This is a genomic window from Aromatoleum toluvorans (genome assembly GCF_012910905.1).
GTDB lineage: Bacteria > Pseudomonadota > Gammaproteobacteria > Burkholderiales > Rhodocyclaceae > Aromatoleum > Aromatoleum toluvorans.
In genome coordinates, this window is record NZ_WTVN01000059.1 from 1 (window position 1) to 14,045 (window position 14,045).

The following is a 14,045-nucleotide window of genomic DNA, read 5'->3' on the forward strand; positions in this document are numbered from 1 at the left end:
CCGCCCCGCCTGTCCGCCCTGCGCGGGCTGTGGCCCTTCCTGCGGCCCTACCGGGCGCGCATCGCCCTCGCCTTCGCGCTGCTGTGCCTGGGCTCGGCGACGATCCTCGTCGTGCCCTTGGCCTTTCGCGACATGGTCGATGCCGGCTTCGGCACGGGGGTAGCGGCGCGCGCGGGGTTGCTGGGCGGCTTGAGCCTCGACGGCCATTTCCTGGCGCTCTTCGGCCTCGCCGCTTTCTGGGCGCTGGCGGTGTCGGCGCGCTATTACACGGTGTCGTGGATCGGCGAGCGCGTCACGGCGGACCTGCGCAGTGCCGTGTACGCCCGCGTGCTCGACCAGTCGCCGGCGTTCTTCGAGACCCTGCAGACCGGGGAGGTCCTGTCGCGCCTGACCGGCGATGCGACGCTGATCCAGACCGTGGTCGGCAGTTCGGTCTCGATGGGCCTGCGCAGCCTGTTCCAGTTCATCGGCGGGATGGTCATGCTGGCGGTCACCAGCCCGCGGCTCTTTTCCCTCAACCTGGGCCTGATGGCGCTGCTGGCCCTGCCCATCCTCGCCATCGGCCGCAAGGTGCGGAAGCTGTCGCGCGAATCGCAGGACCGCATCGCCGACGCGTCGGCGCTGGCGGGCGAGATCCTCAACGCCATGCCCACCGTCCAGGCCTACACGCAGGAGCCCTACGAGGCGCAGCGCTTCGCCGACCGCAGCGAGAACAGCTTCGCCACCGCCATCCGACGCACCCGCGTGCGCGCGGCACTCACCACGCTGATCATCACCGCGGTGATGGGGACCATCATCTTCGTGCTGTGGGTGGGCGCGCAGCAGGTGCGTGCCGGCACGCTCACGACCGGCCAGCTCGCCTCCTTCGTCCTCTACGCCGCACTCGTGGCGGGTGGCGTGGGAACGCTGGCCGAGGTGTGGGGCGACGTGATGCGTGCCGCCGGCGCCGCGGAGCGTCTGCTGGAACTGCTCCACGCCCGCTCGGCGATCGTCGATGGCCCGCTGCCGCGGCCGCCGCAAGCCGCGACACAGGCGGCGATCCGCTTCGAGCACGTCTCCTTCGCCTACCCGGCGCGCCCGGACGTGCGCGCCGTGGACGACATCGACCTCGCGATCGCGCCGGGCGAGAGCGTCGCCCTCGTCGGCCCCTCGGGTGCCGGCAAGACCTCCCTCTTCCAGCTCCTGCTGCGCTACTACGAGGTGTCGCAGGGCGCGATCCGCATCAACGGCCAGGACATCCGCGACCTGCGCCTGCACGACCTGCGCCGCGCGATTGCCATCGTGCCGCAGGATCCGGTGATCTTCTCCGCGAGCGCGCTGGACAACATCCGCTACGGCCGTCCCGATGCGAGCGACGACGAGGTCATCGCGGCGGCCCGCGCCGCTGCTGCCGACGAGTTCATCGAGCGCCTGCCCGACGGCTACCGGACCTTCCTCGGCGAGCGCGGGACGCGGCTCTCGGGCGGGCAGCGCCAGCGCATCGCCATCGCGCGGGCGATCGTCAAGGGTGCGCGCGTGCTGCTCCTCGACGAGGCGACCAGCGCGCTCGACGCCGAATCCGAAATCCTCGTGCAGCGCGGCCTCAGCGCCGCGATGACGGGCCGCACCACGCTGATCATCGCCCACCGCCTTGCCACCGTGCAGAAGGTGGACCGCATCGTCGTGATGGAACGCGGCCGCATCGTCGAGACCGGCAGCCCCGCGGACCTGCGCCACCGCGGCGGCCTCTACGCCCGCCTGGCGGCGCTGCAGCTCGATCTCTGAGTCGCGGCGGACGCTTGAGGAAGCCCTTCAGCGCGCCGGCGCGTACGGATGATGCTCGCGCCAGTGCCGCGCGATATCCACGCGACGGGCGACCCAGACGCGGTCGTGCTTCTCGATGTGGTCGAGAAAGCGCTGCAGCGCGCGGAAACGCCCCGGGCGGCCGAGCAGGCGGCAGTGCATGCCGACCGACATCATCGCGGGGCGCTCGTCGCCTTCCGCGTACATCACGTCGAAGGCGTCACGCAGGTATTCGAAGAACTCGTCGCCGTGCGAAAAACCCTGCGGCAGCGCGAAGCGCATGTCGTTGGTGTCGAGCGTGTAGGGCACGATCAGCTGCGGCACCGCTTCGCCATCGGTCTTCTGCACCTCCATCCAGAACGGCAGATCGTCGCCGTAATAGTCCGAGTCGTACAGGAAGCCGCCGTAATCGGCGACCAGGCGGTGCGTGTTGGGAGAATCGCGGCCGGTGTACCAGCCCAGCGCACGCTCGCCGGTCATGCGCTCGATGATCTCCATGCCGATGCGCATGTGCTCGCGCTCGGTCGCCTCGTCGACGTTCTGGTAGTGGATCCAGCGCCAGCCGTGGCAGGCGATCTCGTGGCCGAGTTCGCGGAACGCGGCGGTGACCTCGGGGTGGCGCTGGAGCGCCATCGACACGCCGAAGATCGTCAGCGGCAGGCCGCGACGCTCGAATTCGCGCAGGAAGCGCCATACGCCGACGCGCGAGCCGTATTCGTACACCCCTTCCATCGACAGGTGGCGGTCGGGGATCGCGGGCGGGTTGAAGAGTTCGGACAGGAACTGCTCGCTGGCGGGGTCGCCGTGCAGCACGCAGTTCTCGCCGCCCTCCTCGTAGTTCAGCACGAACTGGACCGCGACGCGCGCGCGGCCGGGCCAGTTCGCGTACGGCGGGTTGCGGCCGTAGCCGACGAGGTCGCGGGGGTAGTCCTTGTTCATCGCCATGCTTCTCTCCTGCAGGTTTCCACGGGGCGGGCGGTGCGCCCGGCCGGTCGCACCGCCCCGCTCGCCCGCTCAGTAGTAATGGATCACGCCGAGCGCGATCCCTTTCGGGTCCGCGCCGGCGGCCACACCGCCCACGGCGGCGTCGAAATCGTTGCTCGCGGCGGCACCGTTCTTCAGCCGCGCGTACTGCGCATACAGCTCGGTGCGCTTGCTCGCGTGATATGCGTAACCGAAGGCCCAGTGGCTGCTGCGCGTGTCGCTGCGCGACAGCTCTCCCCCCTTGACGCCCGAGTCGCGCGCATAGTTCGCGCGCAGCTCGTGCGGGCCGAACGGCCAGGACAGGGTCAGCGCCCAATCGTTGATGCGGAGCGTATCGCCGGTGAAGTCGGCACGGTGGTCCTCGTAGATCGCGCCGAGCTTCGGTCCGCCCTGGATCGCATAGGTCGCGACGAGGCCGAGCGACTTGCCGCTGCCCTCGCGCGCCCCCTGCTGGTGGCGGTAGCCGACACCGGCATGCAGGCCGCCGAGGTCGTAGGTAGCCGCGACCGAATATTCGTCGGTGGCGTGCGTCGTCGCGGTCTTGTTCTCGCCGGCGCTGAACTGGCCGCGCACGCGCAGGCCGCTCCAGTCGGGCGACCAGTAGTTCACACTGTTGAGCGCCTGGAAGCCGCTGGGCGGAGCCCCGAGCTTGAGCGGTGCGACATATACGACGGCGTCGATGCTGCCCAGCGTGAGGATGTCCCACGGGTCGGCGCCGAGGCTGGAGATGTAGAACGGACGATGGCGCTTGCCCAGCATCAGCTCGCCCCAGCCGCCGCCCAGCCCGACATAGCCTTCGGCCCCTTCGTTGCCGAACATGCCACCGCGCCCGTCGATCGGCGTGTTGCCCTCGACCCAGAAGAAGGCGCGCTGGCCGCCGCCGAGATCTTCCTTGCCCGAGAAGCGGATGCGGCTCGCGATGTCGGTGACGCGCGTGCGCTCGTCGATATCGGCCGCGGCACCGGCAGTCGCCCCCTTGGCCGAGACGACGTCGACCTGCGCGGCCGCACGCCCCGAGATCGTGACGTTGCTCTGCGCCTGCGCGGTCCCCGCCGCCAGCAGCGCCGCGACCCCGAGGGCCGCGGCACCCGCCTTGATGATTGCTTCCATGCTGTCTCCTCTTGTTCTCTTGTCTGCTGTTTGGTGTTGAACTGCTGACCTTCACATGGGTGCTGCCCGGTGCCGTGCCGCCTTTGCACCCGCGTAGGGGCGAAGGCACAGCGGGTCCCTGCCGGCCGGGTCGCGGCCTGCATCGGAGGGGTGCGCGGCGGTGGCCGCGCGGTACTGCGGATCGGTTGCTGCGGAGGCGCCGCCCCCCGCGTCACGCGCTCAGGTGTTCGAACCTGCCGGTGAAACGCTTCGGCGGCGGAAAGGCGAGGTCGCCGAACTTGCTCGTGCCGAGCTTCAGGCTCGCGAGCGTCTCCGCGAGCTTCACCGCGGCCGTGACGCCTTCGACGATCGGCAGCCCGACCGCCTCGCGAATCTCGTCGGCAAGGTCCGCCATGCCGCCGCAACCCAGCACGATCGCGCCGATGTTGTCCTCGGCCTTCGCGCGACGGCATTCCTCGACGATGCGATTCAGCGCGCAGGCGCCGTCGTCCTCGAGGTCCAGCACCGGAATCTCGGCCGCGCGCACGCGGCGGCAGTGGTGAGCGAAGCCGTAGGACTGCAGCAGGTGCTCAGCGATGATGCCGGTGCGCGACAGCGTCGTGACGATGGAAAAGCGCGTGCTGATCATCGTCGCCAAGTGAAAGGCCGCTTCCGCAATGCCGAGCACCGGTGCGCGCGTGAGCTCACGTGCGGCGAGCAGGCCCGGATCGCCGAAACAGGCGATCACGTACGCGTCCGTTCCCTCCTTCTCACCCTTGCGCACCTCGTCGGCGACGCCGACGGCGCTGATCGCCTCGTCGAAATGGCTTTCGATCGACACCGGACCGCTGTCCGGGTTGCTCGCGACGATGCGCGTGCCGGCGGCGGCGACGCGCTGCGCCGAGGCACCGATCTTCTCGGTCATGCTGCGGGTGGTATTGGGGTTGATGACGCGTATCAGCATTGCTGTCTCCTCTTTGTGTACAGAGGGGCCACTTCCTAGCGCAGCTTGGGGCGGCGCTGGGCGACCTCCTCGAGAATCTTCTTCAGGTCCGCGGGGGCGGGCTCTTCCTCGACCAGCACGACGGTGCGCTCGACGTCGCGCAGGTGGCGGTCCATCCAGCGCGTCGCGCCGTCGACGTCGCCGCCGGCGATGATCTCGATCACGTCGTCGTGCTCGGAATGGCGGCAACTCGCGGTCTGCGGCGAGCCGTAAGTGGCGATCACCAGCGACGAGCGCGACACGAGCTGGGTCAGGAAATCGGTCAGCGTCTCGTTGCCCGAGAGGCGGATCAGTTCGACGTGGAAGGCCCCCGACAGGTAGATGGATTCGCGCCAGTCGCCGCGATCCTGGGCGGCATGTTCACGGCCTACCAGTTCGCGCAGCACGTCGAGCTTGGCAGGCGTCGCCTTCGCGACGACCTGGGGGATGGCGCCGCACTCGATGATCCGGCGCGCGGAAAAGATGTCGCGCGCCTCGCCCACCGAGGGCTGCGCGACCGAGGCGCCACGGTTCAGGCGCACGTCGACCAGGCGCTCGTGCGCGAGGCGCTGCAGCACCTTGCGGATGCTGGTGCGGCTCACGCCGTAGGTTTCTGCGAGCGTGTCTTCCGGCAGCTTGGTGCCGGGCGCGAGGTGGTTCTCGACGATCGCGACGAACAGGTTGCGATAGATCGCTTCGTCGCGACCGTTGCCGCCGAGTCCTTCATCGGCGCGGCCGGTCCCGAGTTCGGCAGAAGCACGTTTTCCCATCAGGATCTCCATGTCGGGGCAAGACCAGGCTCACCCACTGTTGAAATCAGTCTAGAAGCACTTTGGACACAATTCAATATATTTTTGTATCCACAACGACAAATAAGCCCATCCAAACCCGATTGGCTGTTACATCCTCCGAAACCCGTGATCCGCCCGGATATTTGAGAACGGCTGAAAATAGTTCTTGACTTCACACATTGGATACACTTTTATATCAACACGGATACAGTCCATGGGTGCATAAGAGGAAATTATACTTTCCCGGCCCGGCCGCTGTAGGACCGCAAAAATCGACAAAGGTAGCAGCCGCGGCGCCCACCGCGGCCATGAGGAGACAAGCATGTCAGAGCACCTGCCGGCGGGGTACAGCGACCGCCTCTTTAACGAGGACCTCGGTCCGCTGAAAGACAAGAACTGGAACTGGTACAACATCTTCGCGTTCTGGATGTCCGACGTGCACAGTGTCGGTGGATACGTTTTCGCCGGCAGTTTGTTCGCACTGGGACTCACGAGCTGGCAGGTCCTCGTGTCGCTGATCATCGGCATCTGCCTGGTCAACCTGTTCTGCAACTGGGTCGCCCGTCCCAGCCAGCAGGCCGGCATCCCCTACCCCGTCGCCTGCCGCCTGGCCTTCGGCGTATGGGGCGCGAACGTACCGGCCATCATCCGCGGCCTGATCGCGGTGGCGTGGTACGGCATCCAGACCTTCCTCGCCTCGTCGGCGCTCACGATCGTGCTGCTGCGCTTCTTCCCGGGCCTCGAGAGCCTCGCGCACGGCAGTTTCGCCGGCCTCTCGTATCTGGGCTGGCTGGGCTTCTCGATCATGTGGGTGCTGCAGGCGATCGTGTTCTGGCACGGCATGGAAGCGATCAAGCGCTTCATCGACTGGGCCGGCCCCGCCGTCTATGTCGTGATGTTCCTGCTCGCCGGCTGGATCGTCTGGAAAGCCGGTGTCGACAACATCAGCCTCAACCTCGGCGAAGTGAAATACGAAGGCTGGTCCGCGCTCGGTCCGATGATCACCGCGATCGCGCTGGTGGTGTCCTACTTCTCCGGCCCGATGCTCAACTTCGGCGACTTCTCGCGCTACGGCAAGACCTTCGACGAAGTGAAGCGCGGCAACTTCTGGGGCCTGCCGGTGAACTTCCTGGCCTTCTCGATCGTCACCGTGATCATCACCTCGGGCACGATCCCGGTGTTCGGCCACATGATCACCGACCCGATCGAGACCGTCAGCAAGATCGACAACACCATGGCCGCGGTGCTCGGCGCCTTCACCTTCGTCACCGCCACGATCGGCATCAACATCGTCGCCAACTTCGTGTCGCCGGCCTTCGACTTCTCCAACGTCGCACCCAAGCACATCAGCTTCCGCACCGGCGGCTTCATCGCTGCGGTCGGCTCGATCTTCATCACGCCGTGGAACCTCTTCAACTCGCCGGAAGTGATCCACTACACGCTCGACATGCTCGCCGCCTTCATCGGGCCGCTGTTCGGCATCCTGCTGGTCGACTTCTACTTCGTGCGCAACAGGAAGATCGTCGTCGATGACCTCTACAGCGACAAGCCGGGCGGCGCCTACTGGTACGACAACGGGGTGAACAAGCGCGCGATCTGGGCGCTGGCTCCGGCGGTCCTGGTCGGTGTCGCGATCACCCTGTCCGGCGCGAAGGTGCTGGCCGACTTCAACTGGTTCATCGGCTGCGCGCTGGGCGCCCTGTTCTACCACTTCGCAATGAAAGGCCAGGCCGTGTCGCATGGCAGACGCAATGAGGGGATCGAGCAAGCGCTCAAGCAGGAGGCCGAGTTGGAGATCGGGTCGCGATTCGCCACGGAAGCCGCACGCTGACTCCGGCGGCGGGGACCGCACCCTGCATGGCCCCGCCGCCCTCCCCCGCACTGCCGCGACGCGGCCCCACGAACCCGGCCTCCTGCTCCGAAGCACGAGGCGAATCAACCCGACAAGGAAAAACAATGAGTCACGCATCCGGCCCGACCGTCATCGCCCCGCCCGCCGACCTCCCCGAATGGGCGCGCCGCTCGGTCGATCTCGCCAACCCACGGCTCGGCGCCAAGGCCTTGTACGCCACCGACGACTTCTTCGCCGAAGTCGCACGCATGCTGAACCCCGAACCGGCCCAATTCGTGCCCGGGAAGTTCGACACCAACGGCAAGTGGATGGACGGCTGGGAATCGCGCCGCAAGCGCGTCGCCGGCCATGACTGGGCGCTCGTGAAGCTCGGCTGCAAGGGGCGCATCCGCGGTTTCGACGTCGACACCAGCCACTTCACCGGCAATTACCCCCCGGCCGTCTCCATCGACGCAACGGTCTCCGAATCCGACGACGTCGAAGCCCTGAAAACCGCCACATGGACGCAGATCCTGCCGGCGACCCCCCTCGGCCCCAACAGCCACCACATCCTGGAATCCGTCAGCGACGCCGTGTGGACCCACCTGCGCGTCAACATCTTCCCGGACGGCGGCATCGCACGCCTGCGCGTGTACGGCCAGCCCGTCGGCAAGCTCGAATCCGCCTCGCCCGACGCCATCGTCGACCTCGTCGCCCTCGAGAACGGCGGCCGCCCGGTGTCATGGAACGACGCGAGCTTCGGCTCCTCGGTCACCACCCTGCTGCTGCCGGGCCGGGGCATGAACATGGGCGACGGCTGGGAAACCCGCCGCCGCCGCGAGCCCGGCAACGACTGGTGCGTGCTCGAACTGGGCGCCCCCGGCATCATCGAGAAGATCGAAGTCGACACCGCGTTCTTCAAGGGCAACTATCCCGACCGCTGCTCGGTCCAGGCCGCCTTCGTCGAAGGCGGCACCGACCGCTCGGCAACGACCCAGAGCATGTTCTGGCCGATCCTGCTGCCCGAGCAGAAGCTGTCGATGGACGCCGTGCATACCTTCACCGACCTCGCCAGCCTCGGTCCGGTCACCCACGTGCGTTTCAACATCTTCCCGGACGGCGGCGTGTCGCGCCTGCGCCTGTGGGGCCGGGTGAAGCGATGAGCGGCGTGCACACCGCCCGGCGGACGATGGTCGCCGAGCCGCTCACGCGCGAGGCCTTCGCCCCCTTCGGCGAAGTGATCGAGGCGAGCGACGCGGCGCACCACTTCACCATCAACGGCGGCAACACCGAGCGCTACCACGACCTCGCGAAGATCGATGCGGGCCCGGACGGCCGCGTGATCGTGTCGATCTTCCGCGGCCAGCCACGGGCGCTCCCCTTCCCCGTCGAGATGATGGAGCGCCACCCGCTGGGCAGCCAGGCCTTCGTACCGACCTCGGGCGGGCCCTACCTCGTCGTCGTCGCCCCCGCGGGCGACCCGCCGGGCGCCGAAGACCTGCGCGTCTTTCTCGCCCGCGGCGACCAGGGCGTCAATTACGGCCGCGGCGTGTGGCATCACCCACTGCTCGCGCTCGACGGCGTGTCGGACTTCCTCGTCATCGACCGCAAGGGCGAAGGCCCGAACTGCGACGAAGTGACGCTAGCCGAAACCGTGCTGATCGACGTGAATCGCTAAGTCCCGCACCGCGACGCAAAAATACCGTCCAGCACTTCCCAACGCAGCCGGGGACGTATGGGGTGTCCGCGGCGCGGCGAGGACTGTCTGAGCGGACAGCGCGGAAGCGCGCTGTACCGTGAGTTCCGCAGCCGCAGAGCGAATACCCCATGCGGCCCCGGCGGATTAGCAGCACGAGTCACAAACCCGCGCAGCACCAACCCGACCTCATCCCCATCATGCTCCTCGGCCTTGCCCTCTACCTGCTGCTCAACGGCACGATCCGCGGAAGCGACCAGCCGCCTAGCGCGAACGCCCGTCGAAGTGCTTCACCGGCAACGAGGTGAGCTTAACGCCTTCCAGGCAGCGCACGTTGATCGCCGCCATGCGGTTGCCCTGCGGGTCCGTGCCCTCGCCGAAGGGGTGGATGCCGCAGGTCGGGCAGAAACGATGCTTGATCGTGTGCGTGTTGAACGTATACGTGGCGAGATTCTCATCCGGCGTCACGAGCCGCAGCTTGTCGCGGGGGACGAACCACAGCAGCGCGCCCTTGCGCACGCATATCGAGCAATTGCAGTCCATAACCTGCGTGAGTTCGCCTTCGACCTCGAACGCGGTCCGGCCGCAGTGGCAGCTACCCTTGTAGATCATCACCGTCCTCCTCCGATCGGATCCAGCCGGCGCTTCTCCTTCATAGCCCCGCGCCGGCCCGTTCGCCAGCGCCTTCGATGCGCCGCAGCCGCCTCAGGCCGGGAGGTACATCGGATAGAGGAGCTCCTCCTCGCGCCGGATCCGGTTCACCAGCGCGGTGCCGATCGCGGTGAAGTCCTGCCGAAAAGTCCTCGCGAGTTCGGGCCGCTGGCCCAGGTCCTTGTACTTGCCGAGGAAATCGACCACGACGCGGCCGATGTCGTCCATTTCGTGCCGGAACTCGCGCATCAGCCGGTGGCTGACCTCGTCCTGCCGCAGGAAGTGCTCCAGATAGACGTAGAGCCGGACGTTTTCCTTGAGCAGGTGATCCATGAGCGCGGACCTGAACTCGTCCAGCCGATCCCGCACGGCATCGAGCCGCCCGGCGTCCAGGGCAGCCGCGATCGCCGAATGGATCTTCAGCAAGGCGGCATGATCCTGCTTGAGCGTGGAGATCAGGGCCGGGTCGTGCCGGATCTGCGTCCCCGGTGCCGCCCCCCGCGGCGCCGGGACGGCGGACGCATGGTCGGACGCTTCGGGTGAATCGCTTGCGGCGACCGCCGCGGGCGCCGCGGCCCTGAACCTGCCGAACAGCTTGTCGAGTAGGAACATGTTTCCCTCATGAAACAACGGTCATTTCGCCAACGCGGCCGGATTCCTGCGGCTGGACCAGTTCTTCAACGGATAGGGGATTCGAGCCGCCGATCGATCCAAAAAGCATACACGGCCTTCATGACGGAATCCACCATGAAGGGATCATGGGATTCGGACTCCGCGCCCGCCCCGCGGACGCGGATGCCGTGCGCGGCCGGTCACCGGCTAGCGGCTGCACGACGTCCGCACATGGGACGGAAACGCCAGTACGAGAAAGGTCAGCATCAAGCCGGCAACGAGCAGCGGCCCGAATGCGGGCGGGCGCGAGAAACTGAAGTGGTCGAAGATCCAGCTGCCGACGCGGTAAAGCTGGAAAGCGGCAGCCCCCATGCCGAGCCACCACGCCCAGCGGAAATGTTTCAGCAGCCCCCAGGCGACGAGGATCGCGACCAGGCCGGCGATCCAGGTCGCCGGTTGCGCAAAGCTGAAGCGCAACGTGAATGCGTCGCCCGTGAGCGCGAAACGGACAAGCGTGCCGCCGAGCACGACGACCGAATAAGCCACGGCGGTGGCTGCGGCAAGATGTATGCGGGTAATGGCCATAAGACTCGCGGTGAGTTGAACGAGATTGGCGCGCGGCGGACCCAAGCGTCCACCGCAACGCGCCGTAATTCTGCATCATGCAGCCTGCGTGCTGCACGCGGCTCGTGCAACCGCGTCGGGCCGCCGGTACCGCTCAGCCGGCGATGTTCCCGCAAAAGATGCTCCAGCTCCCGTCTGCCGGGGCCGTGCGGACGTTGATCGCGTATGGTGTCTCGCGCAGTTTCTGCAGCGACACCGGCGCGACGTTCGTGAGGGTAACCGGTCCGCGAAAGGCGGCGATGGCACCCGGTCGGCCGAGCGGGCTCGCGAGCACGTGATCGGTCAGGTCGTAGGCGGGGCGCTGGCTCATGGCCTCGCAGCGGCCCTCGTGGATGTACGTGTAGAGATGGATCGGGCGCGTCGTGTAGCTCGGTACGCCGCTCAGCTGCAGCGTGACCGTCGTCTCGCCGTCCAGCGAAACAAGCGTCGCGTTCCCGATGCGTCCCGTGGCATAGCTCGTCGCCGCGAGCGGAACGCGCAGGATCTCCGGCGATGCCGCCCGCTCCCCTCCTGCGCCGGCGCATCCGGCAAGGGCGGCGCACACCGCCCATGGCACCCACAGAATCCTGCCCATGGCCGTCTCCTTGCAGCGAGGGAATCACTTCTCTTTGACCGCCGGGGACGCCATTCGTCCGCCGACGCGACTGCCGCAGCTGCACTGCCTCGCGGGCGTCACGCGCGCGGCGCCACACCGGCAAGGCAGACGACTGGCGCGACCGAAATGCAGAAGTGCAGCGTGACGACGATCACGCCGACGGAATCCGGCCGGCCTTTGCGAATCCGCGCTTTGGTGTGACACTAAGCGCAGCGCCCACCGCGCACTCCGGACTTCCCGCAACGACGCCGGCCGCTCCGGCGACGACGAGACGCAGGCATGTACAACGAGTATTTCGGGTTCTCCGCGGCGCCCTTCTCGATCGCGCCCGATCCGCGCTATCTCTTCATGAGCGACCGTCACCGCGAGGCGCTGGCGCATCTACTCTACGGCCTGCGCATCGATGGTGGCTTCGTGCTGCTGACCGGCGAAGTCGGCACCGGCAAGACGACCATCTGCCGCTGCCTGCTGGAGCAGGTGCCGGAAGGCTGCGACATCGCGTTCATCCTGAACCCCAAGGTCGACACGGTCGAACTGCTCGCGACGCTGTGCGACGAATTGCACGTTCCGATCGCGGCGGGCGAACGCTCGATCAAGGTGCTGGTCGATCACATCAACCGGTATCTGCTGGAGGCGAACGCACGCGGGCGCAAGACGGTGCTGATCGTCGACGAGGCGCAGAACCTGTCGAACGAGGTGCTGGAGCAACTGCGCCTGCTGACGAACCTGGAGACGAACGAGCGCAAGCTGCTGCAGATCATCCTGCTCGGCCAGCCGGAGCTGCGCGAGCGGCTCGCGCAACCGGAAATGCGTCAGCTCGCACAGCGCATCGTCGCGCGCTACCACCTCGAGCCGCTGACGCGGCCGGAGCTGGGCGCCTATGTGAAACACCGCCTCGAAGTCTCCGGCGGGCAGCAGCGGCTGTTTTCCGACGGCGTGCTCGACCGCCTGTACCGCCTGAGCGGGGGCACGCCGCGACTCGTTAATGTGATCTGCGACCGGGCGCTGCTCGGCACCTACGTGGAAGGGGGGACGAGCGTCGCCCGCGCCACGCTGGACAAGGCGGCCGCCGAGGTGCTGGGCGAGGAGCGAAAGCCGTCCCCGGCACGGCGGATTGCGCTGGCATCGGCACTGGGGGTGGCGCTCGCGGGCGGGGCAGCCGTCGCCTGGCAGTTCGGCCTCATTCCGACCTCCGGGACGACGACGCCGACCGCCGTGGCAGCCCCGGCGCCCACGCCTGCGGCAGCCCCCACAATCAAAGACGTGGCCGCGAGCAACAAGGAACCCGAAGCGCCCGCCGCAGAGGCGCCGGTCGCCAAGGTGGCGACGCGGAGCGAACCGATCGTCTGGCCGAAGTCACAGGAACACTGGCTGCATGAGGCGATGGCGGTGCGCAGCCTGTTCGCGCAGTGGGGACTGGACGCACGGGTCATGGGCATCGAGGAAGCCTGTCGTCTGGCCGCCCGCCGTGATCTCACCTGCCTGCGGCGCGAGGGCAACCTGGACGAGCTGATGGCGATGAATGCGCCGGCGGTCATCGAACTGCGCCAGCCCGAAGGGCCGAACTTCCTCGCGACCCTGATCGCGGTCGAGGGGGATCGGGCCCGCATTGCCGTTGCCGGCAACACGCAGGACGCGTCGCTCGATCGGCTGCGCCAGCAATGGAACGGCAACTACACGCTGCTCTGGAGCGCCCCGACCGGCTGGTATCGCGCGGTCAGCGCCGGCATGCGCGGCAACGACGTGGCGTGGGTCGTGCGCCAGCTCGGGCGCTGGGAGGGGCGGCAGGATCCCGACGCCCCCCTCAACACCTACACTGCCCGGGTCGAGGAGCGCATGCGCGCCTTCCAGCGCAGCGCGGGGCTGCCCGAAGACGGGGTGGTCGGCCCGATGACCGTGGTGCGCCTTGCGGCCTTGTCCGCCAACGGCGCGCCCGTCCTCACCAAGCAGGCGCAATAGCCATGTCCTACATCCTCGAAGCACTGCAGAAATCCGAACATGCCCGCCAGCGCGGCAGGGTGCCGGACCTGAACACCCTTCCCGAAACGGCGCCGGACACGCCGGACCATGTCGCCACGCGACGCCCCCCGTATGTGGCGGCGGTGTTTGCACTCACGCTCGCGGCGGCCGTGCTGGGCTGGTGGCGCCCCTGGCAGGCAGCGGAACCCAAGCCGTCGGCGCCCATCGCGGCCACGAAGCCGCCGGTGGACGATCCGCGCCCGCTCGATGCAGCCGGCCCGCCGAAGCAACAGTCCGTGGCAACTGCGCCGCAGGTGACGCCGGACAAGCCCGCCGAACCGGGCCCGGTCGCCGCCGCCCCCGCTCCCGCGGAATCGCCGGCAGTCCCGCCATCCGTGCCCGCGGCCGCACCGGCGGCGCCTTCGTTTCGGAACTGAACCCATGCGAAC

At 67.8% G+C, this 14,045-nt stretch carries 14 protein-coding genes; 6 read left to right on the forward strand and 8 right to left on the reverse strand.

The window, feature by feature from the left end:
* Positions 1-1,764: ABC transporter transmembrane domain-containing protein (locus tag GPA22_RS21495; protein WP_425483972.1), on the forward strand; the 1,764-nt coding region annotated here is incomplete at its 5' end.
* A gap of 27 nt (positions 1,765-1,791) precedes the next feature.
* Here the strand turns inward: GPA22_RS21495 and puuE are convergent.
* The 4 genes from puuE to GPA22_RS21515 all read right to left on the reverse strand — a co-directional run bounded on the left by puuE (position 1,792) and on the right by GPA22_RS21515 (position 5,607).
* A complete protein-coding gene (gene puuE / locus GPA22_RS21500; protein WP_169258121.1) occupies positions 1,792-2,727 on the reverse strand; it encodes an allantoinase PuuE in 936 nt (311 codons plus the stop codon).
* Between the two features lie 69 nt (positions 2,728-2,796).
* Positions 2,797-3,876, reverse strand: a complete 1,080-nt coding sequence (locus tag GPA22_RS21505; RefSeq protein WP_169258122.1) for a porin — start codon at positions 3,874-3,876, stop codon at positions 2,797-2,799.
* A gap of 211 nt (positions 3,877-4,087) precedes the next feature.
* A complete protein-coding gene (locus GPA22_RS21510) occupies positions 4,088-4,819 on the reverse strand; it encodes an aspartate/glutamate racemase family protein (protein ID WP_169258123.1) in 732 nt (243 codons plus the stop codon).
* A 35-nt stretch (positions 4,820-4,854) separates the two neighbouring features.
* Positions 4,855-5,607: a GntR family transcriptional regulator gene (locus tag GPA22_RS21515; RefSeq protein WP_169258124.1), complete on the reverse strand. Its 753-nt coding sequence runs from the start codon at positions 5,605-5,607 to the stop codon at positions 4,855-4,857.
* A gap of 343 nt (positions 5,608-5,950) precedes the next feature.
* Here GPA22_RS21515 and GPA22_RS21520 point away from each other — a divergent pair, with 343 nt between their 5' ends.
* From GPA22_RS21520 to GPA22_RS21530, 3 genes are all read left to right on the forward strand, one after another.
* Positions 5,951-7,459 carry an NCS1 family nucleobase:cation symporter-1 gene (locus GPA22_RS21520; protein WP_246264615.1) on the forward strand — a complete coding sequence of 503 codons (1,509 nt, stop codon included), beginning with the start codon at positions 5,951-5,953 and terminating at the stop codon, positions 7,457-7,459.
* 125 nt (positions 7,460-7,584) lie between these two features.
* Positions 7,585-8,622, forward strand: coding sequence for an allantoicase (gene alc, locus GPA22_RS21525; protein ID WP_169258125.1), 1,038 nt, complete (start codon positions 7,585-7,587; stop codon positions 8,620-8,622).
* Positions 8,619-9,137, forward strand: a complete 519-nt coding sequence (locus GPA22_RS21530) for an ureidoglycolate lyase (protein WP_211169291.1) — start codon at positions 8,619-8,621, stop codon at positions 9,135-9,137. The genes alc and GPA22_RS21530 overlap by 4 nt, the downstream gene beginning before the upstream one ends.
* A gap of 282 nt (positions 9,138-9,419) precedes the next feature.
* On the opposite strand, the gene GPA22_RS21535 is transcribed toward GPA22_RS21530, so the two are convergent.
* The 4 genes from GPA22_RS21535 to GPA22_RS21550 all read right to left on the reverse strand — a co-directional run bounded on the left by GPA22_RS21535 (position 9,420) and on the right by GPA22_RS21550 (position 11,616).
* Positions 9,420-9,767, reverse strand: coding sequence for a GFA family protein (locus GPA22_RS21535; protein ID WP_169258126.1), 348 nt, complete (start codon positions 9,765-9,767; stop codon positions 9,420-9,422).
* Between the two features lie 93 nt (positions 9,768-9,860).
* Positions 9,861-10,418 (reverse strand): hemerythrin domain-containing protein, encoded by a 558-nt coding sequence (locus GPA22_RS21540; RefSeq protein ID WP_169258127.1) that lies wholly within the window; start codon positions 10,416-10,418, stop codon positions 9,861-9,863.
* Positions 10,419-10,625: 207 nt separating this feature from the next.
* Entirely contained in the window at positions 10,626-11,003 is a 378-nt protein-coding gene (locus GPA22_RS21545) for a hypothetical protein (RefSeq protein ID WP_211169292.1), read from the reverse strand.
* A gap of 133 nt (positions 11,004-11,136) precedes the next feature.
* Positions 11,137-11,616 (reverse strand): hypothetical protein, encoded by a 480-nt coding sequence (locus GPA22_RS21550; protein ID WP_169258128.1) that lies wholly within the window; start codon positions 11,614-11,616, stop codon positions 11,137-11,139.
* A gap of 300 nt (positions 11,617-11,916) precedes the next feature.
* Between GPA22_RS21550 and GPA22_RS21555 the strand changes: the two genes are divergently transcribed.
* Both GPA22_RS21555 and GPA22_RS21560 read left to right on the forward strand, forming a co-directional pair.
* Positions 11,917-13,596, forward strand: a complete 1,680-nt coding sequence (locus GPA22_RS21555; protein WP_169258129.1) for an ExeA family protein — start codon at positions 11,917-11,919, stop codon at positions 13,594-13,596.
* 2 nt (positions 13,597-13,598) lie between these two features.
* Positions 13,599-14,033: a hypothetical protein gene (locus GPA22_RS21560; RefSeq protein ID WP_169258130.1), complete on the forward strand. Its 435-nt coding sequence runs from the start codon at positions 13,599-13,601 to the stop codon at positions 14,031-14,033.
* The last annotated feature ends 12 nt before the right edge of the window (positions 14,034-14,045 follow it).